Raw genomic sequence first — 23,918 nt, forward strand, 5'->3', positions numbered from 1 at the left:
CGCCGGCTCCTGGACGGGCACCACAAGACTCCCCCGCCCGCGGACGTGTCCGGAATCCAACCCTCTTCACCCCGGGCGGGGGCTCACCCCACCACACCAGAGGAGATCGAAATGCCTGAGAACAACAACCCTCAGCCGTGCCCCGGCCACGTCGTCAAGTGCGCCTCGTGCAAGGGCTCGGGCCGTGACAACCTCGCCCCGCTCCTGCAGGAGTGCACCGTCTGCAAGGGCGTCGGCAGCGTCCTCCTCAAGTAGCGCCATGGAGCCCGTTCCGGTATCCACGCCGGCCTTCAGGTTGCAAGCCCTGAACGGGAGCGACAGACACCCGTACCTCGATCTCAACGGAAGGAGGCGGCCATGAGGAGTCCCACGCCGTTCAACATGATCGCGTTTGCGCTGTTCTTCGTGCTTGCCACCGTCGGCGCCATCGCCATCCTCAACGCACTGCTCACCTAACCATCCGACTCCCATCACGAACGGACCCCCTGTCATGAAGCCGCCCGTCACAGTCTCCCCCGAGGAGGCGGTCCCCACCCCGGCCGTCCCGGACAACATCCGCAAGCGACTCCTCGCGCTCGCAGCAAGGGGCGTTACCACGGACGCCGCTACTGAGGCGCTCGGCCTGCTCAAGGTCACCGTGTGGCGCTACCTGGAGCTGCTGCGTGTCGCAGGTGACGTCGAGTTGCGGGCTACGGAGGACGGGCGCGGGGCGAAGTGGTGCCGCACCAACGGCAGGAGGAGGACGTGACGGACACGACCCCGCCGCCTGTCAACGGCTCCCTGGCCAAGGAGGTGGCTCGCCTCAACGCGTGGTCGGACAGGGTGAAGGCCATCAACGAGCCGCTACGCGAGCCGGACGACAGCGACGAACCAGCCCCACTGGTCGTGTTTGACGGTGGCGAGACCAGGCGGGTGCGCAAGCTCCGCGCCGAGGTGGCCGAGTCTCACCTGCTCGCCGAGCTGCAGGACGACGACACACCTCTCCTGCTCGACTCCCCCAGAGTGCGCAAGCACCGGCGCAAGGCTGCTGAAGCAGCACGCCTTCACCGGCTTGCCCAGGATCCGATGATGCGCGCCTACCGCACCCTGCGGGCCCGCCGGCGCATCGTCGCCGTCGCCATGGTCGCGCTCACGCTGGCGCTCGGTTGGTCCACCGCCGGCGTGCAGGCGTTCGCCGCCGAAGGTGCCGCCGTGTGGTCTCCTCGCTGGTGGTTCGCCTGGCTGGTCGAGCCGTTCATGTCGCTCGCCTTGCTCGTCGTCGTCAGCGCCCGCACCTATCTGGCCACCTTGGACCAGCCGATCAACTCACCGACTCTCACCAAGGTGGAGCGGCTGTTCCTCGGGTTGACGCTCGGCATGAACGCCTGGCCGTACCTTCCATGGTCACTACCGGAGGGCAAGTCGTTCTCGGTTTCGTCACTGGTGCTGCACCTGCTCGGCCCGATCGTCGCGGTCGCCATCGTGATCGCTCTGCCGATCATTTTGGCCGCGTTCACCCGCCTGGATCTTGGGTTGGTCAGTACACCCTCGGTACCCCTTCCGTACAGGAGCAACGCGCAAGATCGGTACACCCTCGGTACAGCCCCGGTACAGGTGCTCGCCGCGCACGTCCAGAACATGATCGACGAGGGCCGTCTGAGCCCCAACCCGGGCATCCACAAGATCCGTACAGCCCTTGGCCCCGGCGTCGTCGGCGTCGACAAGGCCCGCGAGATCCAAAGGCTCCTTGCTTCCACCACCCCGACTGGAGACCAGTCATGAGCCGCCGCATCGCCCGCACCTTGGTGCTGGCTGTCGCGTATCTCGCTCTCGACCTTGTTGAGGCATTCGCGTGCCTGGCCGCCATCGCGGCCCTCACCGGCCTGCTCGCGCTGGCGCTCCCCACGGAGGTCGCTCTCGCGATCGCGGTGCTCACCGTGTGCACCGCGTTCGGCTACCGCAGGGCACGAACGCTCGCTCGTAACCGCACAGGAGACCTGTCATGACCAAGAACAACCAGCCGAAGGATCCCCGCGAACTGCTCGACGAGCTCGGCGCGAAGTGGTCGCCGGACATGGACGACTTCCTCGCCGGCAAGGTCGACCTCAGCCAGATGCGGTGCGCCCTGTGCGAAAAGAAGTCGTGCGAGTGCCCTGAGTTCGGCACCCCCGAGTACTTCGCTCTCATCGACAGAAGGCACGGGAGACGGTCATGAACACCACTCTCCTGCTGCTCCTACTGGCATTCCCCGCCTGCGTCATCCGTGAGCCCACCGAGCAGGCCCGCACGTTCGGCGAGATGGTCGCCCGCGTGTGCGCCTGCTCCTGGTGGGAGATCCCGCTGTGGCCGGTGCTGGCGCTGGCGGTCCCGTTCGCTCTGGCTCTCTGGTGGGCGGCACGGTCGGTCCTGTTCAACGTCTCCCGCCTGGCCGCGTGGCTGCTCGCCAAGACGGCCACCGCGACCGCCACCGATGGCCGCCGTTACCGCCTGGTTCGTACCGAGAGGATGGTCGCGCTCCAGTCATGAACGCCGACAAGCGCCCAGACCTGCGCCTCGTCCCTCCCCGCCACGGCGAGGACGCCCCCGACCTGCCCCTGTCCGAGGACGAAGAGCACAAGGAGTTGGCCCTGCAGCACGGCGGCGAGGTGGAGTCCGCAGTTGTCGAAGGCGAGATCGTTTCCGACAAGCCAGGATCGTCCAGCAGGACGTCCATGGTGGTGGACCGGATCACCGTGCTGCGCCCGCACGCGGGCAAGGCCGTCGTGGTGGCCCGGCACAGCGTCATCGTGCTGCAGGGCCTGCACTCCTGGTGGGTGCGGGCAACAGACGGGCTGACGTTCGGCATCTACCGGGAGCAGATCCGTGCCGCCCGCGCCCGCGGTGACGCTGACGCGCTCGACCACTGGCTGACCCGCCGGCGGGAAGCCGCCCGGGACCGGCGTGAACGCCTCTTGGAACTGCCGAAGGTCGGCCTGCAGGTGCTCATCTTCGCTGGCGGCGGTTGTCTCGCTGTGGTGGTCCTGATGGTCATCGTGTCGACCCTGGTGTTGATGACCGGCGCTGGCGGATTCCAGGACGTGTTCTTGTGGGTTGGTGGCGTGCTGAAGTGGCTGTTTGGTGCGATCCGGCTGTTGTGGGCGCCGCTCCTGGTCGCCGGCCTGATCGCTCTGATCGTCACGTTGCACCGTGAAGGGCGTCGTACCGGAACGACTCCTTCGTGGCTGTCCGATGAACCCGAGCGGAGCGTGAAGGGCGGTCGAAACAGCAACACACCCGTTTTGATCACTCCGTCCGTCGTCGTCACCGCGATGAGGGACCTTGGCATCGCCCCGTTGAAGCAGGCCATCAAGCAGATGCCCGATCACGGAGCGGGCATGCTTGGCCTGATCCGGATCGCAGGGTGCGGCGTCGAAGTCGACGTCACGCTCCCCTCGGGAGTGTCGACGGACAAGGTGCAGGGCCGGCGTCGCACGCTGGCCGAGAACCTCGGCCGGCACGAGCACGAGGTGTTCATCACCATCCCGAAGAAGGCCCGCACGGTGCGGCTGTGGATCGCCGACCCTGGCGCTCTGGATGAGCCGATCGGCCCGTCTCCGCTGGTCACCGATAAGGAGGTCGCCGCCGACTACAAGAAGGGGCGGGCTCCTTGGGGGCAGAACCTGCGTGGCCAGGCAGTCGGCATCAGTCTCCATCAGCGGATGCTGCTCATCACCGGCCTGTCGAACCAGGGCAAGACGGCAGCCTTGCGGGCTCTGGCACTGTGGCTGGCGTTCGATATCCGTGTCCGGTTCCGCATCGCGGACCTCAAGGGCTTCGGCGACTGGGGCATGTTCGATGGCCTCGCTGAAGTCCTCATCGAAGGCCCCACTGACGAGCACGTCATCGAAGCCACCGAGATGCTGGAGTGGGGCGTCGACGAGATGGAGCGCCGCCTCCAGGCACCCGCAGGCACCAAGTTCGACCCCGTCATCCTCATCGTCGACGAGGCCCAGGTCGCGTTCATGTGCCCGGCTAGGGAGGAGTACATCACCGACGACGGCAAGGTGAAGCAGGGCGCCCCCTATGGCGGTAGCAAGTCCACAAGCAGGTACTTCCTCGCCGCCCGGAAGATCCACAATCAGGGGCGGGCGGTCGACGTCATCCTGTGGCAGGGCACCCAGAACCCAACCGACCAGAACCTGCCCGTCCTGGTCCGCGAAGGCGCCCATGTCCGGGCTTCGCTGGTCGTCGGTACCGAGTCGCAGTCCCGCATGGCGCTCGGGGACAAGGCCGTTGACGGGGGCGCCGCCCCTCACCTGCTGCGGCAGGGCATCGACAAGGGCACCGTTGTAGTCGCGGGCGACGGCGTGGAACTCCCGCCCGGTCAGTCGTCGATCACGATCCGCACGCATTTCGTGTCCGACCCCGAAGCCGTTGAGGTCGCCGACCGCGCCAAAGCGTTCCGCCGCGGCGACGTGCAGACCCGCTCCAGCATGGACAGTGGCGAGCAGACAGACCCGTGCATCGACATCGCCGCGGTTCTTGGCAGCAAGCCGCGGATGTACACCCAGGAAGTACTTCAACGCCTCGCCGAACGTGACCCAGCCCGGTATCGGGAGTGGACTTTCGCCGATCTGACGCAGTTCCTCGAAGGCGTCGACGCTGCCCCCTCCAAGTCGCATGGGCGCATGGTCGTCAGCCGGGAGAAGGTCCTCAAGGCGGTCACCAAACACGCCGAAAGCCACCCCGAAGAAGACGACAAAGGCGAGGACGAATGATCGTCACAGCCGGGGAGTCACGTGGGGAGGCGGGGAGAACTCCCCATCCGCCTCCCCACCCCAGAATCTCCGTGCTGACCTGCGAACCTCCCCCCGGGGGAGGCGGGGGAGGTGCCTCTCCAGAGGGCCTGAAAGGGCCTGCCGGAAGCGCTTTTCATGGGGGCGCGTTTGCTCCCCAACTTGGTGGCGCGGTGGCCGCGGAGACCTCTCCCAGATCTTCGGGAGGGGTGTCCGGAGCATCCCGCTCCACTCACCGATGGGAGGTCTTGATGGACCTCGCAAGACTGTTCGGCCTCGGCGCCCTAATCACCTCTGGGATGGGATTGGCGTTGTGGCTGGCGTTCGTTGACCCGCCGCTGGCGTGGCCGGCGCTGGCGGTGGTCGTTCTCGTGATCGTCGTCGTGATCGTGCGGATGGCCCGTAACAACAACAGGCCGACCCGGCCGCCCAAGTAGCTCTCACCGATTCACCCCCGCGCTGACGAGCACACCGCAATACCCGTCACTACCGATCAAGAAAGTAGGAATTATGTTCGACAGGATGCCGCCCGAGAAGCTGGCCAAGGCCAAGGGGCAGGCTCAGCAGGCCGGCGAAGCCAGCAAGCTCGCCCAGGCCGCCAACGGTCACGGCGTGACCGGCGCCGAGCGGCGCAAGGCTGAAGAGACGTTGGTCCGCACCTTCGGCAAGCGGAAGGCGGCCCAGCTCAAGGAGAACGAACTCCTGCGCGCTGGCGCCGCCCCCAAGGGTCTGCGGAAGTGGTTCGGCTGATGCCTCACAGACTCGATCTCCAGGCCGCGGCGGACGGGGCGGAGAAGGCCGTCGAGTCCTTCACCAGGCAGGGCCGTCCGGTCGAGGCGGCCGTCAGCCGCTGCATGGCCTCCCACTACCGGGAGGCGCTTCCCAGCACCGATGCCCGTCCCCTCCAGGAGGTCCGATGAGCATCACTGTCCCGTCTCCCGACCACCCCGTGCAGTGGGTCAACGATGTGGCTCACGTCGCGATCCACTGCGCCGGCTGCGGCGAGACCGTCCGGGTGGTGGGTGTCACCACCACTGGGGGTGCTCTCGCCGAGATGAAGCGTCTCGGCATCCACCAGCACTAAAGGAGATCAACATGGCCGTTCGTGAAGAGCAAGTGAGGAAGCTGCTCGCTGCCGAGATCGCCTTCACCTACGCCGACAACGGCAAGCCCTTGGAACGGGCGTCCGCCACCCTCGATGCGGCCCGGCGCAACTCCAGCAAGGAAGAGGCCGACGCTGCGGTGGCGAGGTATGCGGCGATGGTCCGCCGCGGCGAGCTCCCGTAGCCCCCTGCGGCTGTTGCGGGTGCGCTCTCCTGACCCCACCTTCCCCGCGGGGTCAGGAGAGCGGCCCGGAGCGTCCGCTCCCACCATGACAGGAGATCACCATGAAGGCGCACAACGAGGCCACGATGAGCTTCGGCAAGATGCTGCTCATCGTCGGGGCGCTCGTCGCCGGAGCGGGCCTCTCAGGCGCGTTCGGCGACGGCAAGACGCCGCCCCCGGACTTGTCGAAGGTCGGCAACCTGTTCGACGTCGCCGCGGCCGAGAACGAGCCTCCTAAAAGGGCCAAGAAGGAAAAGCGGGTCGTCGGCGTCGTTTCCAGTCACACATCCAGCGGCCTCGTGATCGTGCCGGCCAGCGATGACCCCATCACCGAGGTCACGGCCAGCGCGGCGCAGCAGGAACGCTGCCAGCCGGACGACCGCTACCCGGCCTGCCTCAACTAACCCCGTCCATCGTCCCTGAAGGGAGACCTACGCCATGCAAGTCAAAAAGGTGATCACGTACGTGGCTGTCGCGTTCGTGTGCTTCTACCTGTTCACCCGGCCTGCTCAGGCTGCCGCTGCTGTGAACGGCGTCTTCGACGGCATCATCGGCGGCGCTAACCAGTTGGCCGTGTTCTTCTCCAGCGTCCTCACCTGACGGGCTCTGGTGACCATGAGCATCAAACGAGTCGCCACCGACTACATCAGAGGGCAGTCCACGGTCGGCACCTGCAACGGCTGCCACCACGGCTCCGCCGCCGCTCCCGGGTGCGCGTGCATGGCGGCCTGGTGTCCCTGCCACAAGGGCTTCTACGGGCACAGCGCGCACGGCTGTTCTGGCCGCGCAGAAGACCACCAGACGTGAGCGGTTGTTGCGGGTGCTCGCCACGCTCACGGGGGGTGCGTGGCGGGCGCCCGGAGCAACCCGCTCCCACCCAGAAGGGAAACCCGTCATGGGCTGGTTCAGCAGCAAGCAACCGACGAACGCGACCCGCCGCCGATACGGCGCGACCAGGTGCGCAACGCGCTCAAGCTCGGCATGGAGTGGTACGGGGGCGACCCCGATGGTGACGACTTCACGGCCAACCGAGACCGGTACTACCAGGCGCGGAAGAAGTGCACGGAAGCGGAGGTCGACTACGTGGAGGCCGCGCTCAAGCGGCACGGCTACCCGCCATGAGAGCCCATTAGAGGCCAGTGCAGTCCATGTCAGTTACTGACAACGAAGGAGAAGGGTCCAGATGGCCGCAAAAGGACAGACGGTCGAGTTCAGCACTGTGGGCGGCAACACCGTGGACTTCGTGTACGAGGGAGGGCCCTACGACTGGGGTCGCATGACGTGCAACGGATGCAAGGTAAAGAACCGCGTCCAGGTCGGCACCGCGAACAAGCACGCTGCCACGTGCCGCGCCAAGTAGGTCCCAGCACCCCTCACTGAGGGGTGTCCACATATCGGCCCCGGCCGCCCGAACCTCGCGGCCGGGGCAAACCACCCATCGCGAAGGAGACACACATGGCCAGCTCCAAGTGTTCCGTGTGCGGGCAGAGGGTGTCCGTAGCTGCGGGACAGAACGCCCCGTCACACCAGCCGCCGGGTGACCGCTCCCAGTGCTCCGGCTCGGGGCAGCCGACCGAGGAGTAGCACGTAGGTAGACCCGCCAGGGTGGCCGGCAGCAACGCTGGCCACCCGCGAATCTGAGGCTTACACCGGCCCAGCCCAGAGTTCCCCCTAGACTCCAGGGGTATCGTCGACCGCCCTGTCACCCTGAGGAACTATGCGCGTCACACGCTTTGAGAGTTTTCTCCTGAATCTTCTGACCAGCAGCGGGAACGCTGCGATCAAGGACGTACAGGTTCTCAGCCAGCCCGAGGACCGCGCCCTGCCGCGCGGCATAGATGTCTGGTTTGTCACCGGTGCACGCATCATTCTCCAGACTGTTGGAGCTGCGCCGCCTGGTGGCGACAGCAGCGAACGCGAAGAGCGGATCGTGGAGGGCGCGCCGCTACCGTCGATAGAAGAGCCCGCGTTCGCAGTGGCCGATGATCGAATAGACGTGAAGTCGTTCGAGGAGTGGCTTGCCGCAAAGATCGCTAATAGCGGTAACGCGGAAATTGAGGGCGTTCGGACCTTCACGGGCCACTCGCATCGCTTCGGCATCGACGTGGCGTTCCACAACGGCGCCCACACGTACACCTACTTCGCATACACCCTGCGCGCGGGGCAGCAGCCTGGCGCCCATCCGATCTACGGGGCCAAGGACTTCATCTAGGCTGGCCCCTTCATCCGGCAGGCTCGCGGCCACCCACGCGGGCGCCAATGTCGCAAACGAGACCGCCCCGGCTGCTTCCCCGCAGCCGGGGCGGTCGCACGTTGGCACTCCAGAGTCACCCTTGGAGCGACGCCAGATTAACGCTCCAATGTCCGTTTTGTATAGGTTTTATGTGTGGCGGTGTGGCGCGGACCTCAGGGAATACAGGTAGAGGTCATCGTGCTCGGTGACCGCCAACGATTCAAGGTCACCCAGCAGGTGGGCAAGCGCCGCTACCTCCTCGGCTACTACCCGGACCTGGCCGGCGTCCTACGACACGTGGGCGACTTCGCAGACCTGGTCGAGGTGTACGACTTCCCGGCCGACCGCCAGGCAGCATCCTGAGGATCGCCTGCGGGCGATCACGTAGCGGGTCCACGATGAGCGGATGGACCCGCAAGAGGTAGAGGCTCGCCTGGCAGCAGTACGACTACAAGCCGCTCTGGTGGACCACATTCAGGCCACGGAGGAGCCGCCGCCCGAGGTTGGGGAGGCCGTACGAGAGATGTACTCGGATCGTCCGTGTCCTGATCCGGACAGCGCCGCATGACAACCTGATCACGCCTCCGGCCGTCTCATCTCCTGTCACGTTCCATCCCCCGAGCCTCAGGAGTCCGGATGCTCCGTCGCCTCGTTCCCGCCGCCGCTGCCGGGACGCTCACCCTCGCCCTCACCACCGCGCCGGCGCAGGCCGCCAACCCCGCGGTGATGTTCACGAAGGTGTACTACGACTCCCCTGGCTCGCCGGACAGTGGCGCGAACAGCAGCCTAAACGGCGAGTATGTGCACATCAAGAACACCGGCCGGAGCGCGGTCAGCCTCAGAGGCTGGACGGTCCGCGACACCACCAAGCGTTCGGATCACGTCTACACGTTCGGCGTCTTCACACTCGGCGCCGGCAAGACCGTCACCGTGCGGACCGGCAAGGGGAAGAACACCCCCACCACCCGCTATTGGGGCCGGGGCGGGCAGGGGACTTTCTCCTACATCTGGAACCAGAGCCGGGACACGGCGTACCTGCGGAACGCGTCAGGCCGGCTGGTGGACTCCTGCTCGTACAACTCGTCCAGAGCCGACTACAAGAACTGCTGACGCAGGCCGTACAACACGAAGAAGCCCTCACCCTCCCGGAGGAGAGTGAGGGCTTCTCGTTGCAGGGCGACGGTCCAGTGGAGACCTTCGCCGCTGACGATACGTTTGATCAGCTTGTTTCGGTACCCGCAGGAGTGCTCAACTCGTCCTCGATCTCCACGATCTCTACGTCTGGGTCGTCGAGCGGTATGCCGAGCAGTTCGGCGATGTTGCGGGACATCAGGTACCTGCCAGCCATCACGTCTCCCGTGCTGCTCGAAGCGTCGCGATCCTGGCGCGGAACTCGTCGAGGTCGTCCACCTTGAGCGGCTGCTTGAGCCTCTCCGCTGCGCCGACTCGGATCTCGGCGAGTCTCGCGTCCCACTCCGCCCACGCCTCTTCGGGCAGCAGCGTCGGCCAGTCCACCGCCACAGTCACGAGGCGCTTGTCCTGGTCAACCTCGACGACGGAGCCGAACCCTCGCAGCCCGGACTCGGGCTCATACACGGTGACGGCTTCACGGATGTGGAGGTCGGCGGCGTCGTCTTCAACGTCGTCGAAGTCCGCCAGCGTGAAGCCGTCGCCTACCCGGATGTTCGGGTCAATCCGCACTCGCACGCAGCGCCTCCCTCGTTCGTCTCTCCGCGCGCTCCAGTAGCGCCAGATACCGCCCTACCGGACTGTCCGGGTCAGGAGGTAGGTACGCACTCGCAGGATGACAGGACGGGGCACAGCCGCGACCGTAACGGATGACGCAGGCACCGTCACAGCCGTGAAAGCAGGGGCGGAACGGCATCTCACCTCCAAGTCGAAAGCAACTCTTTCCAGTTCGGAAATAGTTCGAGGGCCGGTCCACCCGTAGGTGACCCGGCCCTCATTGCTGGCCTCATCCTGACCGTAGCCAGCGCGGACCGCCCCGAACGCGCTCGCAGCCTTACGACCACTACTTCCCGCGCCCACTGCTAACCACTGATGGCGGTCTTCCCTTGCGCGTTCTCGACCGGATTTGAACCGGCGTCTCGGCCAGGGCTGCCACTTGCCCTCACGGGCGGGACTCGATCCCTACTCCTGGCCGCGTCCTTGGCCGCTGGACGACGAGAACGCCCCGCCGCTGTACCGCCGGAGCGGGTGCCACAGCGTCCTGTGGCAGAGGCGGGAAAGCCCGAGCACCCATCGGGATAGGCGAACCAATGCCAGCGGTTCGCGCCGGACCTGGACCGAGGACGGAAGCCGCTGGCGGGCCGCCGAACCGGTGGCGCTCCGGACGCTACCCCGACGGGTGCTCGGACGTACAGCCTCAGATTAGCGCGGCAGGTCCTCCGACTGTCGAGCGTTGGGGATCGCCCACACGCCCAGCGACGTCAGCACGGCCAGCGTGATGTCGATCCATTCCTGCGGCGAGATCACACCATCGGTGACCGCCGACTTGGCGACGACGACGGCGGCGAACAACGCGGCCACGACCGTCTTGGCGTACTTGCCTACCTGCATGACAGCCTCCTATTTGACGGTGTAGCCGCCGTTCCAGTCCCAGGATTTGCTGGCCACGTGCGTGGCGCCGGAGGTCAGCCAGACCGAGTCGGCGTCGTTGTTCAGGAAGTGGCCGGCGGCGCCGCAGTCGACGTCGCTCTTGGCGTACAGCCGGTACTCGTCGCCGTTCTTGTAGTTGCCGCCCCACCGGGAACCGTTGAACACGGTGACCGTCTCGCCAGGCTGGAGCATCGCGGCGGAGCCCTGACCGGGCAGGCCGGTGACCGTGTACTTGTTGCAGGTGTGCGGGCTGCCGTTGTTCTTCGACCAGTTGTCCTGGACCGCGAGACCGTCGATGTCGACCGGCGCGCCGCCCGTGACCTTGAAGGTGACGAACTCGCGGTTCCGGTTGGCGAATGTGTCGCTGCCCATGGCGTCGGTGCCGACCTCGACGATCGTCAGGGCGCCAACGGGCAGGTCGAGGCTGGTGGCCGAGGCCGGGCTGCCCACGAGGCCAGCGGTGGCGACGACGGCAGCGAACAGAAGCGCGCTCTTGTTGAGACGCATGAGGATGCTCTCCCATTTGGAGGTGACATGAAGAGAGCGCCACCCATCCAGGGCAGCGCTCGGGGAACGCGCAGGTCAGGACCTAAAGAATCGGCGCGATAAAATCACGCCCGGATTTAAGGTTCCGAACGGCGTTCAATTCGCCTCGTCTACGAGGCCAGGTGTGCGCCCGTCTCCGGGCTGCTCTTCCTCGGGCTCGGGATGCCGGGGAAGAGACGTCTGATGCGGGAAGTGGTCCCGCCACAATGGGATCACGAGACCTTCAGCAGCGCAGCCCAGGTGAGTGGCCCGACGATGCCGTCCGCAGTCAGCTTCTTCGCCTTCTGGAAGGCGCGCACGTCCTCGTCGAGGGCGTCGTCGAAGTCGATCCGCTTCAGCCACTCCTCCAGCCCGCCCTGCATGCCCGCGTATGACTCCGGGGGCACGTGCCCGCGGGCGAACAGGCAGCCGCGGACGGTCTTCACGTCGTAGTTGCTGGCCTCGACCTTCAGGGTCGGCAGGTCCTTCACGAGTTCCTCCGTCCATGAGGTGGTGTCGACGGCCGGGGCCGCGGGCTCGCCTTTCAGGAGGGCCGCCACGTCTCTCCGGAAAGCGTTCATGTTGATGCTGTGGGGGTCGGGCTTGGAGGAGTTGACCTCTTTGTGGCCCTTCACCGTGGACACCGGCAGCCCGAACTCGCGGCACAGTTCGGCGCACAGCCGCTTGTAGGCGTCGAGCTGCGCCTTCGGCCACGGCGTTCTGCCGTCGTTCTCCGCTTCGATGCCGATGGACCGACTGTTGGTGTGACCCAGCGACAGGCTGGGAGCGTTGTGCCAGCACCGGCCTGCGGCGACGATGAAGATGCGGCCGTCACGCCTTAACCAGATCTGCGACAGTGGGCCGTCCAGGCCGGGGCGTCCGTCTCTGACCACGTGCATGTCGTTCCAGCCCGCGGTGTGGTGACAGACCACCCCGTCGACGTCCTGGAGCGGGCCGTGGCCGCGCGTCTTCCAGCCGGCCACCTCGGTCACTGGGCAGCCGGTACGCCTGGCCACCGTGGCGAGCTGCGTCAGGTACGGCATGGTCAGCCTCCCGGCTTGCAGGTGTAGGTGGTGGATCCGGTCTCGACCGGTGTGCAGGTGTAGGTGACAGGACCTACATCGAACGTCCAACTGGACGGCGGCGGTCCAGGTTCTCCTCGCGGGCCTGGCTCGCCCGGCGGTCCGGCGCTTCCCTGCGGTCCGGGGCTGCCGTCCACGCCGTCTTTGCCGTCTTCTCCGGGCTCCCCCTTGGCTCCTGGAGGGCCGGTGACGGTCTCTCCGGGCTCGCCGCGATCACCCTTGGGTCCTGGGCTTCCCGCTACTCCGGCGGGCCCTTGAGGGCCGATGGCGCCGTCTTTCCCGTCCATGCCTGGTCTGCCCGGCGGGCCGCTCGGACCCGGGGAACCGCGGGGGCCGACAATCGTCTGCCCTGGTGGACCAGTCGGGCCGCGCTCCCCAGGAGGGCCGGCTGAAGGGGATACGAGCGGAACGCCGCCCATCCGTTCCACCTGCTCGGTGAGGATGGTGCGATCGTTCTCCGCCTGCCGGACCCTTTCGCCGAGCTCGTTGATCTGTACCATCAGCGCGCCAAGCACCGCAGTGAAGACGACGGCGACGACGAGGGGCAGCAGCCACAGCCTGGGGCGGCCCCGCTTCACCTTGTCGGGCTCGTCGGCGACGTCGTCAAAGAACCCGTCGTCCTGGTGGCGGCCCATCAGGTCCTCCCGCTGTTCAGCCATAGCTGGATGAGCAGGATGACGAGCGGCGCGATGATGGATGTGAAGACGGCGAGGCCGATCAGGCGGCGGTCGTTCGCCCGCTGCACCCGCTCGGCGTCGCGCTCCTTCTTGTCCGCCTCACGGTCCGCCCGGAGCGCCGCCAGCTCGCGCTCGTGGTCGTCGAACTCCTTCTGCACATGCTGCTGGTAGGCGGCGAAAAGCTCGCTCGACACGACCCGGTCCAGGCGGCTGTTGAGGCTGTTGAACCCGGACTCCAGCGTGTGCCGGAGGGCCTCCATCGTGCGGTGGAGTTCCCATGGGGTGGGCGAGTCGGGCACACGTCCCCCTCCACAGGAGTGGCCCGCAGGCCGAAGTGTGTGGGGTGCCGCCCGCCCCGCACCCTCGTCAGGCGGGCGGCACGTGTGGTGTCCGGATGTGGACACGACGCTGGTGTCATCCGGAGAGATGCTTGAGGCGTCTCACGATCCACAGCAGGGGCGCACCAGGAGGGCACGCATGGGCCGCAAGGACAAGCCGCTTGAGGTGCGGCACGTCGGCAGCAGCAGGACGAAGCCGGCGTGGACGCCGGGCGACGTGCTGTGGCTGGTGTGTACGGCAGGGATGGCGTTGCCGTGGATCTGGCTGCGGCGGCGGAAGAGGACGACCGTCACCAAATACCGGTGACGGGTTAGCGGCTGCCGAACGAGCCGTCGTCTGCTTCCTCGCGGAGCTTCGCGTTCTCCTCGCGCAACTGCGCGTTCTCGGCCGCGAGACGCGCCACCTCAACCTCCAGCGTCTGCGCGAGCGCCCTCATCTGGGCTGCGTCGGTGAGGGCGGCGTTGCGCTGGCCTTCGACGGCCACGAGGAGCGCTTCGGCGGGTACACGGTGCTGCTGGTCAGTCATGCGCGGGTTCCTTCGGAGTGAGGTAGCGGTATGGTCCATCGCCGCGCAGGACCGCGTCCTCGCGGCGGGGTTCGACGAGCAGCGGCGGCACGTCCTTCCTGATCGCCTTGACGAGCCAGGACACGCGCCGACCAGGATCGCCGCGCACCTCGAACCGGCCGCCGCTCGGGTAGCTGGCTGCAGGCGGCGTGAGGGCGTTGTCGATGGCGGTGAGCAGAACGGCCCGGCCTTCGGCGCTCGTCAGGGCCTCGAAGTAGTCCGGCAGCTCAACCCAGGCCACGCCGAACTCGTCGAGGGTGACGGTGCCCCAGTACTCGACGCCGTTGTGCGGCGACTCAGTGGTGGCGTGCACAAGCCACCGGTCGCGGTGGAGCGGGTGGTCGATGACGAACGTCTTCGTGGTGCCGTTGATCTGCACCGGAGACCCGATCAGGTTCAGCGTGCCGTTCAGGTTCTGCAGCACCGTGCCGCCGCGCCACAGACCGAGACCGCAACCATCGAAGTTGCTGATGTCAACCAGCGGACCACCAGATGCGTCAGACGACTGGATCTGCGTGGTCTGGCCAGACGGGGTGATCAGCCGAATCCGGGGCGCCTGCGTACCAGTCAGTCTGCGGTCGATCTCAACGCGCGGCCCGGTCGTCGTCCCGCTCTTGAAGTCCCCCACGATGGCGACAGTGCCCGACGAGTCGATGGAGACGGTCTGGTTCGACCCGCTGTCATACGCGCGCAGGCCGGAGCCGTCCAACTCGATGCGCGCGCCGGAGCTGGCGGAGCGGATCGTGAACGCGCCGGTCGAGAGGATGCTGACCGTCTCTACACCGCCTGAGTTGAACGCCCGGAACCCTGTGCCGTCGAGGACAGTCCGGGCACCGCTCGCAGCGCTGCGCAGCTCGAACGAGCCGTCCAGGTCCAGCCATACCGTTCGGGTGCCGCCCGCGTCGTAGAGCTGGATCCCGCTGACGTTGCTGAAGTCGAGCCGGGCCCCCGACGTGGCGCTCCGCAGGAAGAACACGCCGTTCGTCTGCAAGCTCGCCAGCAGCGTTCCTGCGTTGTTGTAGGCCTGCAGCCCGCTGGTGTTGAGTTCGACTCTCTGCCCGGTGTCGGCCGTCTTGATCCGCGCGCCGACAATGATGTCCGCGCTCAGCGTGCCCGCTGTGATCTTCGAGGCGGTCAGGTCGGAGATGTGCGCCGAGTCGATGAGCAGCGCCGTCGCCGTCGCCGCCGTCGAAGGGGAACTGCGGTTGCCTGCCTGGTCCACGGCGATCACCTTCACGTAGCGGGTCGTCGTCTCCTCGACCTCGACCGTGCCGATCGCAGGGATCTGAGCGGCGATCATCCCTGCGTGGGCGCTGACCTTGCCCTTGAGCGTCGTCGAGTCCGGCGTGAAGCCGCTGGCCGCGCCCACGTGCACCTCAAGATGATCGAGGTCCAGTTCGAGGTTGTAGGTGCCGCCCGAGGCTTTCCCCAGCGTGTGGACGATCTGAATGGCCAGCCTCGACCCCGCCACAACCGGCGGCGCAGGCGTAGACGGGGCGATCGTGTCCGGGTTCGCCGTGGCCGTCTCCGTCGCCGACCAGGCGCCCTGGTTCCCGGCAAGGTCCACCGCGCGGATCTGGAAGTCGTAGTCCACGCCGGGCGACAGGTCCAGAATCTGCTGCTGAAGTTCACCCCACGGAGCGAACTCGACTTGCCAGTCCGACGCCGGGGACACCCCGTACCTGATTTCGTAGTGCGACCCGTCGAGGATCGTCGACCCATCGGCGTTGGTGGGCAGCAACCAGTTCACCAGGATGCGCGCCCTGGTGTTGCCGAGCCCGTCCAGGTAGACGCCCGTGGTGAACGGAAGGTCCCAGCTCACGACACCCGGAATGGTGGTGTCCGGGATCGGGCGGGGCCCCACCGGTTCCGTACCTGCGTTCGTCAGCGACCGGCCGAGCTCGCCCACACGGATCGACGTCCCGCCCGACTCCGGCACGAAGAACGAGGTGAGGTCGATCCATGTGCCGTCCTGATGCCGGTAGGCGACCGTCATCTCCTGCGTGACCGGCCAGGACGCCTCAACCGCGCGGAGTTTGATCGGGTTGATGCGCTGGCCCCGGAACGTCACCTCGTTGCTGGTGTCGTACAGCCCGGCGTCGGGATCCCACACCCACACGTAGTCGCCGACCTCGAACGACCCGTCGATCTCGATGTCCTGGGCGCGCAGGCTGAGCGCGTTGCGGGTGCCGGTGAAGCGGTTGAGCTGCAACTGGGCGCGGGCCTGAGCGTTCCCCGTCGACGTGCCCGACTCCGACACCAGCCGCGTCCTCTTGATCGGGTTGCCGCGGATGTCCAGGTACGGGTTGGACAGGATGTTGGCTGACGCGGTCGCGGTCGCCTCGCCCTCACCCTCGGCGAGCAGCACGACCCGGGTGCTGAAATCCTCCACGTCCCTCGACAGTTGCATGTCGCCGGACAGGCCCGTCAGCGTCAGGTCCTTGCCTGCGTCCTTGCGGACGATCACACAGTCCGGGGTGGTCTTGAACAGGTTCGCGATCGGCCCGGCGTCCAAAGTCGCGTTGCCGTTGACCCGCCACTCGGCGCCCATCGTGGAGCACACGTAGTCGACGGCTTTGCCCCGGGACTGCCAGACGTGGGTGCCGGAGTAGGTGCCGGCCACCGAGTACAGGATGCCCACGATGACGGCGGTGCTGCCCGACATGAGTGTGGTGATGGTGTTCGCGAAGGTCAGCCCGTTGATGTTGACGGGGGACTCGAACACCTCGCCCTTGTCGTCGGAGTCGCCGAGCCACAACGCCATGCCCTGGCCGCCGACGCGTTTGGCGTCGTCGAACTCCCGCTTGGTCAGCACGCCAACGTACTTGGCCATCGTGAGCAGGTTGTCGCCGTACCCTGCCGGGTTCACCTTGCCCGGAATGATGGCGACATGGCCGAAGTACAGCAGCCGGTCCAGGACCTCGCGCGGCGTCTCCTCCCGCAGGGTGATGCCCCAGCTTCCGAGGCCCATGAGCTGCTCGTTGACGGTCATCGCTTCACCGCCATCGTCACTTCGGGGAGCGCGCCAATGTATTGATCCCGCAGGTGGTGGGGCATCTCTCCCGATGTCACGGCGCCGCCCGGGATCACGACGCCGGCCCACCAGTCCAGCCAGGTGGTGGAAGTGCGGGTCACGCCGCCGCTGGCGTGCGGGTCGAAGTTTTTCGCCGACCCGGCGACCGCCCGGTTGCCGTTCGTGTCGTCGGTTGCCCGCACCACGTACGAGGTGTTGTCCGCCAGCGTCTCCGCGACGGCCAGATACACGCTGAGCGTCCCGCTGGAACCGGTCTGCAGGTAGCCCTCGACGGTCCTGGAGCCGCGTCTGAGCGTCAGATCCAGGACAGCGCGGCCGACCGTGGACCGGTGCTCGGTGAGCCGGAGCACGCACATCTCGGGATCGTTGCGGATGATGGTCGCGGCTTCGAAGCGGGCGATCTGCCCGCCGCCCGCGTCCACCCACCACGCCTTCGTCCGCCACGCGCCGCCCGTGAACGCGGCGATCTCCAGCGTGCCGCCGGACAGCAGAGGACGCACCCGGAGCAGCGTGTTCGACAGCTCCCAGTCGTCGGCGTCCACTGCCTGCCCCACCCCGACCCGCTCGTACCCGACCGACAGGATCCGCACCCGGCCGCGCAGAAAGTCCTCCACCGCACACCCCCACCGGGGACTGACGCCTGCGGGGATGGCCCGGTAGACGGTCATCGCCCCCTCCGAGCCGGTCCGCGTCAGCGTGGACGGGATCGTGGAGCCGGTGTAGTAGGCGTAGTGGCCGATCGGCGGGCAATGCCAGCGTTCGCCCGTGAAGCCGTAATCGTTCTGCCGGACCGCGCCGGTGAGCCTGGACTCCAGGTCGACGTCGGTGTCGCTGCCGTGCCGGGCCAGGCTCATCTTCCACTCGGCGACCACGACGCCCTCCGCGGCCCGGTCCATGATGTCGCCCGAGGAGGAGGACACCGTGTAGTAGCCGCTGCGCTCGGGCTTGTCCTCCCACACGACCGGCACCAGCAGGTTCTGCGAACTGAGCGCCGACTCGTACCGGTGCACCACCTCCGCCCGGGTGAGCGGCGGCATCACCTCCCGGCCGGCCACCTGCAGCACGCCGGCGCCCGTCTCCGAGACGGACCACGTCTCCCGGACCGTGTACCGGCCGATCACGAGGTCGCCCACGCCGCCTCCTTCTCCAGGTTGCGCAGGCCCTCACGCACGCCTTGCAGGAATTCACGGACGGCCTGGTCGGGCTTGCGAAGGTCGAGCATGAGCCCGTCGATCGGCAGCACCAGATCCCCGGCGACGGTGATGCCCGCCGCGGCGCCGGACCCCGACGTGACCGCCACGTCAGCGCTGGCGGCGATGGAAGCAGTACCGGCGAGCCCGGCGACTGCCTTCTCCACCAGGCCCTGCGCCTTCTCGATGCCGACCGCCATGCCGGCGGGAAGTTCACGGCCGATCTCAGCGAACACCTTCGAGGGCGAGGCGATGCCGAGAGCGTTCTTCACCCAGTCGGGCATGATGCCCGCGAAGAAGTTGTAGATCGAATCTTTGAGCCACTGCCACATCGAGACGAGCCCGTTCCACAGGCCCACCACCAGGTCGCGGCCCGCGTTCCACAGGGTGTTGCCCAGGTTCCCGAGCGCGTTGGTGATGTTGCCGGGCAGGTCGCGGAAGAACTGCAGCACGCCGTCGATGCCGCGCGAGACGGAGTCCTTGATCTGGTTCCACTTCTCGGTGAGGAAATTCTTAACGGTGTCCCACACCTGGTTCCAGCGGTCGGAGATCTGCCCGAGCACGCTGGAGATGATCTCCTTGGCCCGGGTGATGTGCTCGTTGATGATCTCCTTGATCCTGGTCCAGATCTCGGCGACCCGGTCGCGGACACCGCCGAGCCACTGGCCGAACTTCACCGGCAGCTCAGCGAACCACGAGATGATCGACTTGATCCAGTCGACGCCCTTCTGGAACCAGTCGCGGATGCCCTGGATGAGGTCGGGGATGATCGAGTTGCCTACGAGCAGGTCGTAGACCCACTGGAAGATCTCGCCGATCCCGTTGACGACCTTCTCGATGATCCCGCCGACCCATTCGAACGCCGGCGCCAACTTGTCGACCAGCCAGGTGATGACCGTGGCCACGATGTTGATCAGCGGGGTGAGGATGTTCACCAGCAGGTCGAGCAGCACCGCGATGAGCGGCGTCACCGCGGTCACAAGCTGCGCGAAAATCCCGATGATCGGGGTGAGCAGTTGCGCCAGGGACGTGATGATCGGCAGGAGTGGTGTCAGGATCGACGACAGCAGTTGGACCAGCGGCGGCAGCAGCGGCATGACCGCCTGCAGGATCTGCCCGAACGCGTTGGCCACCAGGCCGAGGATCGGCGCGACCGCCTGAATCAGTTGCACGAGCGGCGGCAGAATCGCCGAGATCAGCGGCATCAGAGCTTGCACGAGCTGGAGCACGATCGGCACCAGCGGCATGATGATCTGCATCGCCAACTGCAGGAAGATCGGCACGAGGGGCATCAGCGCGGCGAGAAGCTGGCCGACGACGCCGACGAGTTGCACAATGACCGGCGCCAGCGTGTTGATCAACTGCACGAAGATGGGCAGGAACTGGATGACCAGCGGCGCGATCTGCGCCGCCAACTGCACGAACATCGGGATCAGCGGCGTCAGCACCGGCAACAGGCCGACGACCGCTTGAACGATCGACAGGATCGCCGGCGCCGCCGCGGTGAGCGCCGTGAGCAGTGCCGTCCCGATCTGTGACGCCAGGTCCACGATCATCGGCAGGACCGGTGTCAGCGCCGTCACCAGCGTCGTGAGGCCCTGCACGAGGATCCCGCCGAGCTGCGCGGCCACCTGCGCGGCCAGCGCGATCAGCGGCGCGAACACCGGGACGAGCTTCGCCACGGCCTGAGCGAGCTGGACGACGAACGGCGCGACCGCCTGCACCGCCTGCAGGAGAACCCGCCCGATCGTGACCGCCAGCTCGCCGAGCGGGCCCAGCAGCGGAGTGACCGCCGTCAGCAGGCTGGAGATGACGCTGAGGAGCGTGGAGCCGATCACGCCGGCGATCTGCACCACGATGGGCAGCAGCGGCACGAGCGCGGTCAACAGCGTCCCGAACGCCGTCACAAGCTGGCCGACGATCGGCGCGGCCTGCTGCATGAGCTGCACCATGATGGGCAGCGCCGCAGCGATGAGCTGGGCGATGATCGGCGCCAGGCCGGCCATCGCCTGCGCGAACTGCTGAATGTACGGGGTGATCGCCTGCACAGCGGTCAGCAGGGCGCCGCCGATCGTCTGCATGGCCTGCCCGAGCACCGCGATCAGCGGGGTCGCGGCGGTGACCACGGTGGCGATCGCGGTGACGAGGGCCGTGCCGAGCGTGCCGGCGATCTGCGCCACGATCGGGATGAGCGGGGCGATCGCGGGCAGCAGCGCGCCGACGAGCGTCTGCACGAGCTGCGTGATGACCGGCAGCAGCGGTGTGATCGCGACCAGCAGGATGTTGAGCCCTTGCACGAGCGCGCCGCCGAGCACGGTGACGACCTGCCCGGCCGTCCCGATCAGCGGGGTGAGTGCGGGCAACAGGCTCGACATCAGCGACGTCGCCAGTTGAAGGACTTGGGCGACCAGCGGGCCGAGAGACACCACCAGTTGCGTGAACGCGGTCAGCAGGGGGGCGACGAGCGGCGAGATGGCCTGGATCGCGGTCACCAGGCCGTTGCCGAACACCATCGCCAGCTCGCCGACCGCCGCGACCAGGGGCTGAAGAAGCGGTGTCAGGGACTGTACGTGCTGTGCGACCGCGCCGCCGAGCAGGGCGAGCACCTGCCCCAGCACGGGCAGCAGCGGAGCCACCGCGGTCACCAGGGACGAGAACGCCGCCGCGAGCGGTTGCAACGCGGGAGCCAGGCCGGAGATGGTCTGCCCGACCGCGCCGACGACCGCCTGAACGCCGGGCAGCAGCGCCGCGGCGGCCTGCCCGATCTGCGCGAACACGGGAGCGACCGTCTGGAACAGGCCGGAGATGGTCTGCCCGAGCGGCAGCAGAGCGGGAGCGAGCGCCTGCACGGCGCCGCCGAGCCCGTTGATGACGGCGATGATCCCGGGCGCGAGCGCCTCCAGCGCGGGCACCACCGCCCGGATGGCGGCGGTCAGGACCGGGCCGAACGCTGTTGCCAGGCCCGCCACGTGCGGGGCGAGGGTCCCGATGCCGCTGGCGATGGCGGTGATGACGGGAACGAGCGCCTGCCCGACCTGCGACAGAGACCGGAAGATCGAGACGAGGACGTCCTGGCCCTGGGCCGAGTCCACCCACGCGTGCGCGGCGTCCACGAGCTGCCCGAGCACGCCGAGCGTGCTGCTGCCGGCCGTTTCCAGCGCGTTGAAGACGCCGCCGATGATGCCGACGACGTCGCCGATGATCGCGCCGAGCTGCTTGAAGACGTCCTTGGCGGTCTCCACCCACTGCAACGCCGTCCCGGACGCGGCGGCCGTGGTCAGCCACGCCGAGAAGCGTTCGGCGAGGCTGTTGACCGCGGCGCCGATGCCCTGGAAGGCGGGCAACGTCGAGGCGGTGAAGTACGCCATCGACGAAATCAGTCCGCGGAGCGTGCCGGACTCGATGTCGCTGAGGATCTGGCGCAGCGTCTCGAAGCTGTCGCGCAGCAACCTGATGACGGACGCGGATTGGCCGGCCTGGAGGATCGCGGCGCCGAACCTGCCGAACTCGCCCGCGACCGCGGTCATGCCGGGCTTGACGACGCTGATCAGCAGGTCGCCGGTCTTCTCCAGGTCGGCGATCATCGGGCCGAACAGGGCGCTCTGGACCGAGATGCGCAGGCCGTCGAGGTCGGGTTTGATCGACCTGAGTGCGTGCGCGAACTCGCGGACGACCGGCGGCAGCTCCGAGATCTCGTCCAAGAATTTTTCGACGTCGCCCGTGAGCGCCGCAGAGAACGCGTCCGCGACCCCCATCGTGGCCAGCTTCAGCGTCGCAAACGCGGCCCCGCCCAGCGCCGCAGCAGCAGGCAGGCCAGCCAGAGCCCCCGCCGCCGGGGCGAGCGCCGCAGCCAACCCGACAATCTGGGTGGCTGCCGCGCCGGCTCCTGCGGCCAGGGTGGCGAACGCGCCGGCTCCCGCGCCGATTTTCGCGATGCCCGTGGTGATCTGGCCGAGGCTCGGCAGCAGCGCAGAAGTCATGCCTGCGCCGAACCTGCCCACCGCCGACGTGGCCCCGTTCAGGCTGGGGATCAGCGAAGCGGTGAAGCTCTTGCCGAACCTTCCCCCAGCCGGGGAGCCCTCCTTGGCGATGGAGTCGCCGAGAGACTTACCGGCGTTCTGGCCGGCGTCCCGGAGCGGCGCGTCGAGTTCCTTCTCCAGCGCCCTGCGGAAACCCCGCGCTGAGGGCAGGATGGTGACGTACGCAGACCCGACCTCGGCCGCCATGGCACCCCCAAAAAGCTGGTTGGGTCAGGCGGACTGTTGGGGCCGGAACCGGTCCAGGTAGGTGACGACCTCGTCAGGTGTGCGGGTCGTGCGGCCGTGGCGTAGCGGCTGGTCCTTCTTGCGAACTCCAGGACGTTGCAGAGGTTTGGGCTTCTGGCCCTTGCCGCCGCCGCGCTGGTAGTTGCCCTGCCGCAGGACGTCGATGGCGAGGGCGAGCAGTTGCTCGTTGAGCCCCCACGGGCTGTCGTCGCCGAGCAGGGCCCGAGCGAGCGCCGACTCACGCGGCATGTGCGACAGGTAGCTGCGCAGCTCCCGCCACGTCAGGGAGCCGTTGAACAGGTCACCGAGCTTGCGGTGGTGGTAGTGGGACAGATCCCACTCGATAGCCTCCCCATGCTCGGCTATGAGCGCGTGGAGGCCTGCAATTCCCCCGGCTCCAGCCCGCAGTGCTTCAGCCACGCCTCGAACAGCTTGTTGAGAGAGCGCAGCTTCATCGGCTGGGCGTCGAACTGCTCGAAGTCGTCTCCGAGGCCTTCCCTGAAGAGGGCGTTCATCGCCGAGATGTCGCCCTGATCCGCACCCAGCAGCACCTTCCGGTCCACGTCTTGCACGTGCGGGAGGGAGTAGGTGTGGCCGCGGTAGTCGAACTCGAACGGTTCGCCCGCGGTCTCGGCTTCGACCGCGTCGAGGTCGAACGGCGTCTTGCCGGCCGCGGTCTTGGCGGTCCTGGTGGTGCGGGGGCTTCTCGTGGTCATGCGCGGGTCTCCTTGGGCTCCTCAGCAGCGATGACGACCCTTCGCGCGAACACGGTCAGCGTGACGAGCACGGCGTCATGGCCCTGAACTTCGATCTCATGGACTTTCACGGGCAAGTCAGCAGGGACCAGCAGAGGCTGGCCATTGATGCGGATCTCGTTGGGGATGATGACGTCCCCGCCCGGCAGTGATGCGTTGCTGTGCCGCTTTTCGATGATCTCGATGACGGCACCGCGAGGTGTTTCCATGGCGCGGGTCCTTTGATGGTTGCGCGGGTGCAGGGTGATACCGGGGTGGGAGCGGACCCGCGCGATTCGCTCCCACCCCGGGGACTGTGAAATGCCAGAAATTCGGCAAACTCCCAGGTAAACTGGGACATTATGCGACGATGCTTACGATGCGAGAGCGACATATCCCACCGCGCACCCCAAGCTCGCTACTGCGACGACGCAGCCTGTGTAAAGGAGCGGGCTTTAGCCGCTGGACGTGCCTCGTGGTTGAAGACGGGCGAGAAGCAGCGAGTCAAGCGCCACGCTCAATATGCAGATAAGAAGGCGCAGCAGCCCACGGTCTACATGCCCTGCCAGGTCTGC

Annotated in this window: 34 protein-coding genes; 21 read left to right on the forward strand and 13 right to left on the reverse strand. The window is 67.3% G+C overall.

Annotated features, from left to right (window positions below):
* Positions 1–111 precede the first annotated feature (111 nt).
* The 20 genes from ACBJ32_RS16575 to ACBJ32_RS16670 all read left to right on the forward strand — a co-directional run bounded on the left by ACBJ32_RS16575 (position 112) and on the right by ACBJ32_RS16670 (position 9,423).
* A complete protein-coding gene (locus tag ACBJ32_RS16575; RefSeq protein ID WP_375127461.1) occupies positions 112–255 on the forward strand; it encodes a hypothetical protein in 144 nt (47 codons plus the stop codon).
* Positions 256–490: 235 nt separating this feature from the next.
* Positions 491–748, forward strand: coding sequence for a hypothetical protein (locus ACBJ32_RS16580; RefSeq protein WP_375127462.1), 258 nt, complete (start codon positions 491–493; stop codon positions 746–748).
* Positions 745–1,761, forward strand: coding sequence for a hypothetical protein (locus ACBJ32_RS16585; protein ID WP_375127463.1), 1,017 nt, complete (start codon positions 745–747; stop codon positions 1,759–1,761). The genes ACBJ32_RS16580 and ACBJ32_RS16585 overlap by 4 nt, the downstream gene beginning before the upstream one ends.
* Positions 1,758–1,985 carry a hypothetical protein gene (locus tag ACBJ32_RS16590; protein ID WP_375127464.1) on the forward strand — a complete coding sequence of 76 codons (228 nt, stop codon included), beginning with the start codon at positions 1,758–1,760 and terminating at the stop codon, positions 1,983–1,985. Before ACBJ32_RS16585 ends, ACBJ32_RS16590 begins: the two co-directional genes overlap by 4 nt.
* Positions 1,982–2,194, forward strand: a complete 213-nt coding sequence (locus tag ACBJ32_RS16595) for a hypothetical protein (RefSeq protein ID WP_375127465.1) — start codon at positions 1,982–1,984, stop codon at positions 2,192–2,194. The genes ACBJ32_RS16590 and ACBJ32_RS16595 overlap by 4 nt, the downstream gene beginning before the upstream one ends.
* A complete protein-coding gene (locus tag ACBJ32_RS16600; protein WP_375127466.1) occupies positions 2,191–2,505 on the forward strand; it encodes a hypothetical protein in 315 nt (104 codons plus the stop codon). Before ACBJ32_RS16595 ends, ACBJ32_RS16600 begins: the two co-directional genes overlap by 4 nt.
* Positions 2,502–4,736 (forward strand): FtsK/SpoIIIE domain-containing protein, encoded by a 2,235-nt coding sequence (locus ACBJ32_RS16605; protein ID WP_375127467.1) that lies wholly within the window; start codon positions 2,502–2,504, stop codon positions 4,734–4,736. Before ACBJ32_RS16600 ends, ACBJ32_RS16605 begins: the two co-directional genes overlap by 4 nt.
* A 317-nt stretch (positions 4,737–5,053) precedes the next feature.
* A complete protein-coding gene (locus ACBJ32_RS16610; RefSeq protein WP_375127468.1) occupies positions 5,054–5,191 on the forward strand; it encodes a hypothetical protein in 138 nt (45 codons plus the stop codon).
* Positions 5,192–5,264: 73 nt separating this feature from the next.
* Complete coding sequence (locus ACBJ32_RS16615) at positions 5,265–5,504, forward strand: hypothetical protein (RefSeq protein ID WP_375127469.1); 240 nt, start codon at positions 5,265–5,267, stop codon at positions 5,502–5,504.
* Complete coding sequence (locus ACBJ32_RS16620) at positions 5,504–5,674, forward strand: hypothetical protein (RefSeq protein ID WP_375127470.1); 171 nt, start codon at positions 5,504–5,506, stop codon at positions 5,672–5,674. Before ACBJ32_RS16615 ends, ACBJ32_RS16620 begins: the two co-directional genes overlap by 1 nt.
* A complete protein-coding gene (locus tag ACBJ32_RS16625; RefSeq protein WP_375127471.1) occupies positions 5,671–5,838 on the forward strand; it encodes a hypothetical protein in 168 nt (55 codons plus the stop codon). Before ACBJ32_RS16620 ends, ACBJ32_RS16625 begins: the two co-directional genes overlap by 4 nt.
* An 11-nt stretch (positions 5,839–5,849) precedes the next feature.
* Complete coding sequence (locus tag ACBJ32_RS16630) at positions 5,850–6,041, forward strand: hypothetical protein (protein ID WP_375127472.1); 192 nt, start codon at positions 5,850–5,852, stop codon at positions 6,039–6,041.
* 101 nt (positions 6,042–6,142) lie between these two features.
* Positions 6,143–6,484: a hypothetical protein gene (locus ACBJ32_RS16635; RefSeq protein ID WP_375127473.1), complete on the forward strand. Its 342-nt coding sequence runs from the start codon at positions 6,143–6,145 to the stop codon at positions 6,482–6,484.
* 34 nt (positions 6,485–6,518) lie between these two features.
* Positions 6,519–6,680, forward strand: coding sequence for a hypothetical protein (locus ACBJ32_RS16640; RefSeq protein ID WP_375127474.1), 162 nt, complete (start codon positions 6,519–6,521; stop codon positions 6,678–6,680).
* 15 nt (positions 6,681–6,695) lie between these two features.
* The gene (locus ACBJ32_RS16645) at positions 6,696–6,887 is read left to right on the forward strand and encodes a hypothetical protein (protein WP_375127475.1); all 192 of its coding nucleotides are present in this window, start codon (positions 6,696–6,698) and stop codon (positions 6,885–6,887) included.
* A gap of 150 nt (positions 6,888–7,037) precedes the next feature.
* Positions 7,038–7,202, forward strand: coding sequence for a hypothetical protein (locus ACBJ32_RS16650; RefSeq protein WP_375127476.1), 165 nt, complete (start codon positions 7,038–7,040; stop codon positions 7,200–7,202).
* 61 nt (positions 7,203–7,263) lie between these two features.
* On the forward strand, positions 7,264–7,440 hold the full coding sequence (locus ACBJ32_RS16655; RefSeq protein WP_375127477.1) for a hypothetical protein: 177 nt from the start codon (positions 7,264–7,266) through the stop codon (positions 7,438–7,440).
* A gap of 357 nt (positions 7,441–7,797) precedes the next feature.
* Positions 7,798–8,292 carry a hypothetical protein gene (locus ACBJ32_RS16660; protein ID WP_375127478.1) on the forward strand — a complete coding sequence of 165 codons (495 nt, stop codon included), beginning with the start codon at positions 7,798–7,800 and terminating at the stop codon, positions 8,290–8,292.
* A 219-nt stretch (positions 8,293–8,511) separates the two neighbouring features.
* Positions 8,512–8,676 carry a hypothetical protein gene (locus ACBJ32_RS16665; protein WP_375127479.1) on the forward strand — a complete coding sequence of 55 codons (165 nt, stop codon included), beginning with the start codon at positions 8,512–8,514 and terminating at the stop codon, positions 8,674–8,676.
* A 273-nt stretch (positions 8,677–8,949) separates the two neighbouring features.
* Positions 8,950–9,423, forward strand: coding sequence for a lamin tail domain-containing protein (locus ACBJ32_RS16670; RefSeq protein ID WP_375127480.1), 474 nt, complete (start codon positions 8,950–8,952; stop codon positions 9,421–9,423).
* Positions 9,424–9,532: 109 nt separating this feature from the next.
* Here the strand turns inward: ACBJ32_RS16670 and ACBJ32_RS16675 are convergent, their stop codons facing one another.
* From ACBJ32_RS16675 to ACBJ32_RS16700, 6 genes are all read right to left on the reverse strand, one after another.
* Positions 9,533–9,661, reverse strand: a complete 129-nt coding sequence (locus ACBJ32_RS16675) for a hypothetical protein (protein ID WP_375127481.1) — start codon at positions 9,659–9,661, stop codon at positions 9,533–9,535.
* Complete coding sequence (locus ACBJ32_RS16680; RefSeq protein WP_375127482.1) at positions 9,661–10,020, reverse strand: hypothetical protein; 360 nt, start codon at positions 10,018–10,020, stop codon at positions 9,661–9,663. Before ACBJ32_RS16680 ends, ACBJ32_RS16675 begins: the two co-directional genes overlap by 1 nt.
* A gap of 684 nt (positions 10,021–10,704) precedes the next feature.
* Positions 10,705–10,893 (reverse strand): hypothetical protein, encoded by a 189-nt coding sequence (locus ACBJ32_RS16685; protein ID WP_375127483.1) that lies wholly within the window; start codon positions 10,891–10,893, stop codon positions 10,705–10,707.
* 9 nt (positions 10,894–10,902) lie between these two features.
* Complete coding sequence (locus ACBJ32_RS16690; RefSeq protein WP_375127484.1) at positions 10,903–11,439, reverse strand: hypothetical protein; 537 nt, start codon at positions 11,437–11,439, stop codon at positions 10,903–10,905.
* Between the two features lie 251 nt (positions 11,440–11,690).
* Entirely contained in the window at positions 11,691–12,500 is an 810-nt protein-coding gene (locus ACBJ32_RS16695) for an N-acetylmuramoyl-L-alanine amidase (RefSeq protein ID WP_375127485.1), read from the reverse strand.
* Between the two features lie 673 nt (positions 12,501–13,173).
* Positions 13,174–13,515 (reverse strand): hypothetical protein, encoded by a 342-nt coding sequence (locus ACBJ32_RS16700; RefSeq protein ID WP_357867919.1) that lies wholly within the window; start codon positions 13,513–13,515, stop codon positions 13,174–13,176.
* A 178-nt stretch (positions 13,516–13,693) separates the two neighbouring features.
* Here ACBJ32_RS16700 and ACBJ32_RS16705 point away from each other — a divergent pair, with 178 nt between their 5' ends.
* On the forward strand, positions 13,694–13,861 hold the full coding sequence (locus ACBJ32_RS16705; protein WP_375127486.1) for a hypothetical protein: 168 nt from the start codon (positions 13,694–13,696) through the stop codon (positions 13,859–13,861).
* 4 nt (positions 13,862–13,865) lie between these two features.
* Here ACBJ32_RS16705 and ACBJ32_RS16710 read toward each other — a convergent pair whose 3' ends face one another.
* The 7 genes from ACBJ32_RS16710 to ACBJ32_RS16740 are packed head-to-tail and all read right to left on the reverse strand — an operon-like array spanning position 13,866 to position 23,573.
* The gene (locus ACBJ32_RS16710; RefSeq protein ID WP_375127487.1) at positions 13,866–14,081 is read right to left on the reverse strand and encodes a hypothetical protein; all 216 of its coding nucleotides are present in this window, start codon (positions 14,079–14,081) and stop codon (positions 13,866–13,868) included.
* Positions 14,074–17,223, reverse strand: a complete 3,150-nt coding sequence (locus ACBJ32_RS16715) for a hypothetical protein (protein WP_375127488.1) — start codon at positions 17,221–17,223, stop codon at positions 14,074–14,076. Before ACBJ32_RS16715 ends, ACBJ32_RS16710 begins: the two co-directional genes overlap by 8 nt.
* The gene (locus ACBJ32_RS16720; RefSeq protein WP_375127489.1) at positions 17,109–18,287 is read right to left on the reverse strand and encodes a hypothetical protein; all 1,179 of its coding nucleotides are present in this window, start codon (positions 18,285–18,287) and stop codon (positions 17,109–17,111) included. The genes ACBJ32_RS16715 and ACBJ32_RS16720 overlap by 115 nt, the downstream gene beginning before the upstream one ends.
* Positions 18,272–22,570 carry a hypothetical protein gene (locus ACBJ32_RS16725; protein WP_375127490.1) on the reverse strand — a complete coding sequence of 1,433 codons (4,299 nt, stop codon included), beginning with the start codon at positions 22,568–22,570 and terminating at the stop codon, positions 18,272–18,274. Before ACBJ32_RS16725 ends, ACBJ32_RS16720 begins: the two co-directional genes overlap by 16 nt.
* Before the next feature lie 24 nt (positions 22,571–22,594).
* Positions 22,595–23,029, reverse strand: coding sequence for a hypothetical protein (locus ACBJ32_RS16730; protein ID WP_375127491.1), 435 nt, complete (start codon positions 23,027–23,029; stop codon positions 22,595–22,597).
* Entirely contained in the window at positions 22,972–23,325 is a 354-nt protein-coding gene (locus ACBJ32_RS16735) for a hypothetical protein (RefSeq protein WP_375127492.1), read from the reverse strand. Before ACBJ32_RS16735 ends, ACBJ32_RS16730 begins: the two co-directional genes overlap by 58 nt.
* Positions 23,322–23,573: a hypothetical protein gene (locus ACBJ32_RS16740; protein ID WP_375127493.1), complete on the reverse strand. Its 252-nt coding sequence runs from the start codon at positions 23,571–23,573 to the stop codon at positions 23,322–23,324. The genes ACBJ32_RS16735 and ACBJ32_RS16740 overlap by 4 nt, the downstream gene beginning before the upstream one ends.
* Between the last annotated feature and the right edge of the window lie 345 nt (positions 23,574–23,918).

The organism is Nonomuraea sp. GTA35, assembly GCF_041950525.1.
GTDB lineage: Bacteria > Actinomycetota > Actinomycetes > Streptosporangiales > Streptosporangiaceae > Nonomuraea.

Coding starts and splice junctions, on each gene's coding strand:
- ACBJ32_RS16740 (WP_375127493.1), bottom strand. CDS start 23,573: ATGGAAACACCTCGCGGTGCCGTCATCGAGATCATCGAAAAGCGGCAC.
- ACBJ32_RS16575 (WP_375127461.1), top strand. CDS start 112: ATGCCTGAGAACAACAACCCTCAGCCGTGCCCCGGCCACGTCGTCAAG.
- ACBJ32_RS16735 (WP_375127492.1), bottom strand. CDS start 23,325: ATGACCACGAGAAGCCCCCGCACCACCAGGACCGCCAAGACCGCGGCC.
- ACBJ32_RS16605 (WP_375127467.1), top strand. CDS start 2,502: ATGAACGCCGACAAGCGCCCAGACCTGCGCCTCGTCCCTCCCCGCCAC.
- ACBJ32_RS16630 (WP_375127472.1), top strand. CDS start 5,850: ATGGCCGTTCGTGAAGAGCAAGTGAGGAAGCTGCTCGCTGCCGAGATC.
- ACBJ32_RS16595 (WP_375127465.1), top strand. CDS start 1,982: ATGACCAAGAACAACCAGCCGAAGGATCCCCGCGAACTGCTCGACGAG.
- ACBJ32_RS16670 (WP_375127480.1), top strand. CDS start 8,950: ATGCTCCGTCGCCTCGTTCCCGCCGCCGCTGCCGGGACGCTCACCCTC.
- ACBJ32_RS16685 (WP_375127483.1), bottom strand. CDS start 10,893: ATGCAGGTAGGCAAGTACGCCAAGACGGTCGTGGCCGCGTTGTTCGCC.
- ACBJ32_RS16695 (WP_375127485.1), bottom strand. CDS start 12,500: ATGCCGTACCTGACGCAGCTCGCCACGGTGGCCAGGCGTACCGGCTGC.
- ACBJ32_RS16645 (WP_375127475.1), top strand. CDS start 6,696: ATGAGCATCAAACGAGTCGCCACCGACTACATCAGAGGGCAGTCCACG.
- ACBJ32_RS16725 (WP_375127490.1), bottom strand. CDS start 22,570: ATGGCGGCCGAGGTCGGGTCTGCGTACGTCACCATCCTGCCCTCAGCG.
- ACBJ32_RS16620 (WP_375127470.1), top strand. CDS start 5,504: ATGCCTCACAGACTCGATCTCCAGGCCGCGGCGGACGGGGCGGAGAAG.
- ACBJ32_RS16610 (WP_375127468.1), top strand. CDS start 5,054: ATGGGATTGGCGTTGTGGCTGGCGTTCGTTGACCCGCCGCTGGCGTGG.
- ACBJ32_RS16690 (WP_375127484.1), bottom strand. CDS start 11,439: ATGCGTCTCAACAAGAGCGCGCTTCTGTTCGCTGCCGTCGTCGCCACC.
- ACBJ32_RS16625 (WP_375127471.1), top strand. CDS start 5,671: ATGAGCATCACTGTCCCGTCTCCCGACCACCCCGTGCAGTGGGTCAAC.
- ACBJ32_RS16705 (WP_375127486.1), top strand. CDS start 13,694: ATGGGCCGCAAGGACAAGCCGCTTGAGGTGCGGCACGTCGGCAGCAGC.
- ACBJ32_RS16675 (WP_375127481.1), bottom strand. CDS start 9,661: ATGGCTGGCAGGTACCTGATGTCCCGCAACATCGCCGAACTGCTCGGC.
- ACBJ32_RS16660 (WP_375127478.1), top strand. CDS start 7,798: ATGCGCGTCACACGCTTTGAGAGTTTTCTCCTGAATCTTCTGACCAGC.
- ACBJ32_RS16655 (WP_375127477.1), top strand. CDS start 7,264: ATGGCCGCAAAAGGACAGACGGTCGAGTTCAGCACTGTGGGCGGCAAC.
- ACBJ32_RS16635 (WP_375127473.1), top strand. CDS start 6,143: ATGAAGGCGCACAACGAGGCCACGATGAGCTTCGGCAAGATGCTGCTC.
- ACBJ32_RS16580 (WP_375127462.1), top strand. CDS start 491: ATGAAGCCGCCCGTCACAGTCTCCCCCGAGGAGGCGGTCCCCACCCCG.
- ACBJ32_RS16710 (WP_375127487.1), bottom strand. CDS start 14,081: ATGACTGACCAGCAGCACCGTGTACCCGCCGAAGCGCTCCTCGTGGCC.
- ACBJ32_RS16600 (WP_375127466.1), top strand. CDS start 2,191: ATGAACACCACTCTCCTGCTGCTCCTACTGGCATTCCCCGCCTGCGTC.
- ACBJ32_RS16615 (WP_375127469.1), top strand. CDS start 5,265: ATGTTCGACAGGATGCCGCCCGAGAAGCTGGCCAAGGCCAAGGGGCAG.
- ACBJ32_RS16640 (WP_375127474.1), top strand. CDS start 6,519: ATGCAAGTCAAAAAGGTGATCACGTACGTGGCTGTCGCGTTCGTGTGC.
- ACBJ32_RS16590 (WP_375127464.1), top strand. CDS start 1,758: ATGAGCCGCCGCATCGCCCGCACCTTGGTGCTGGCTGTCGCGTATCTC.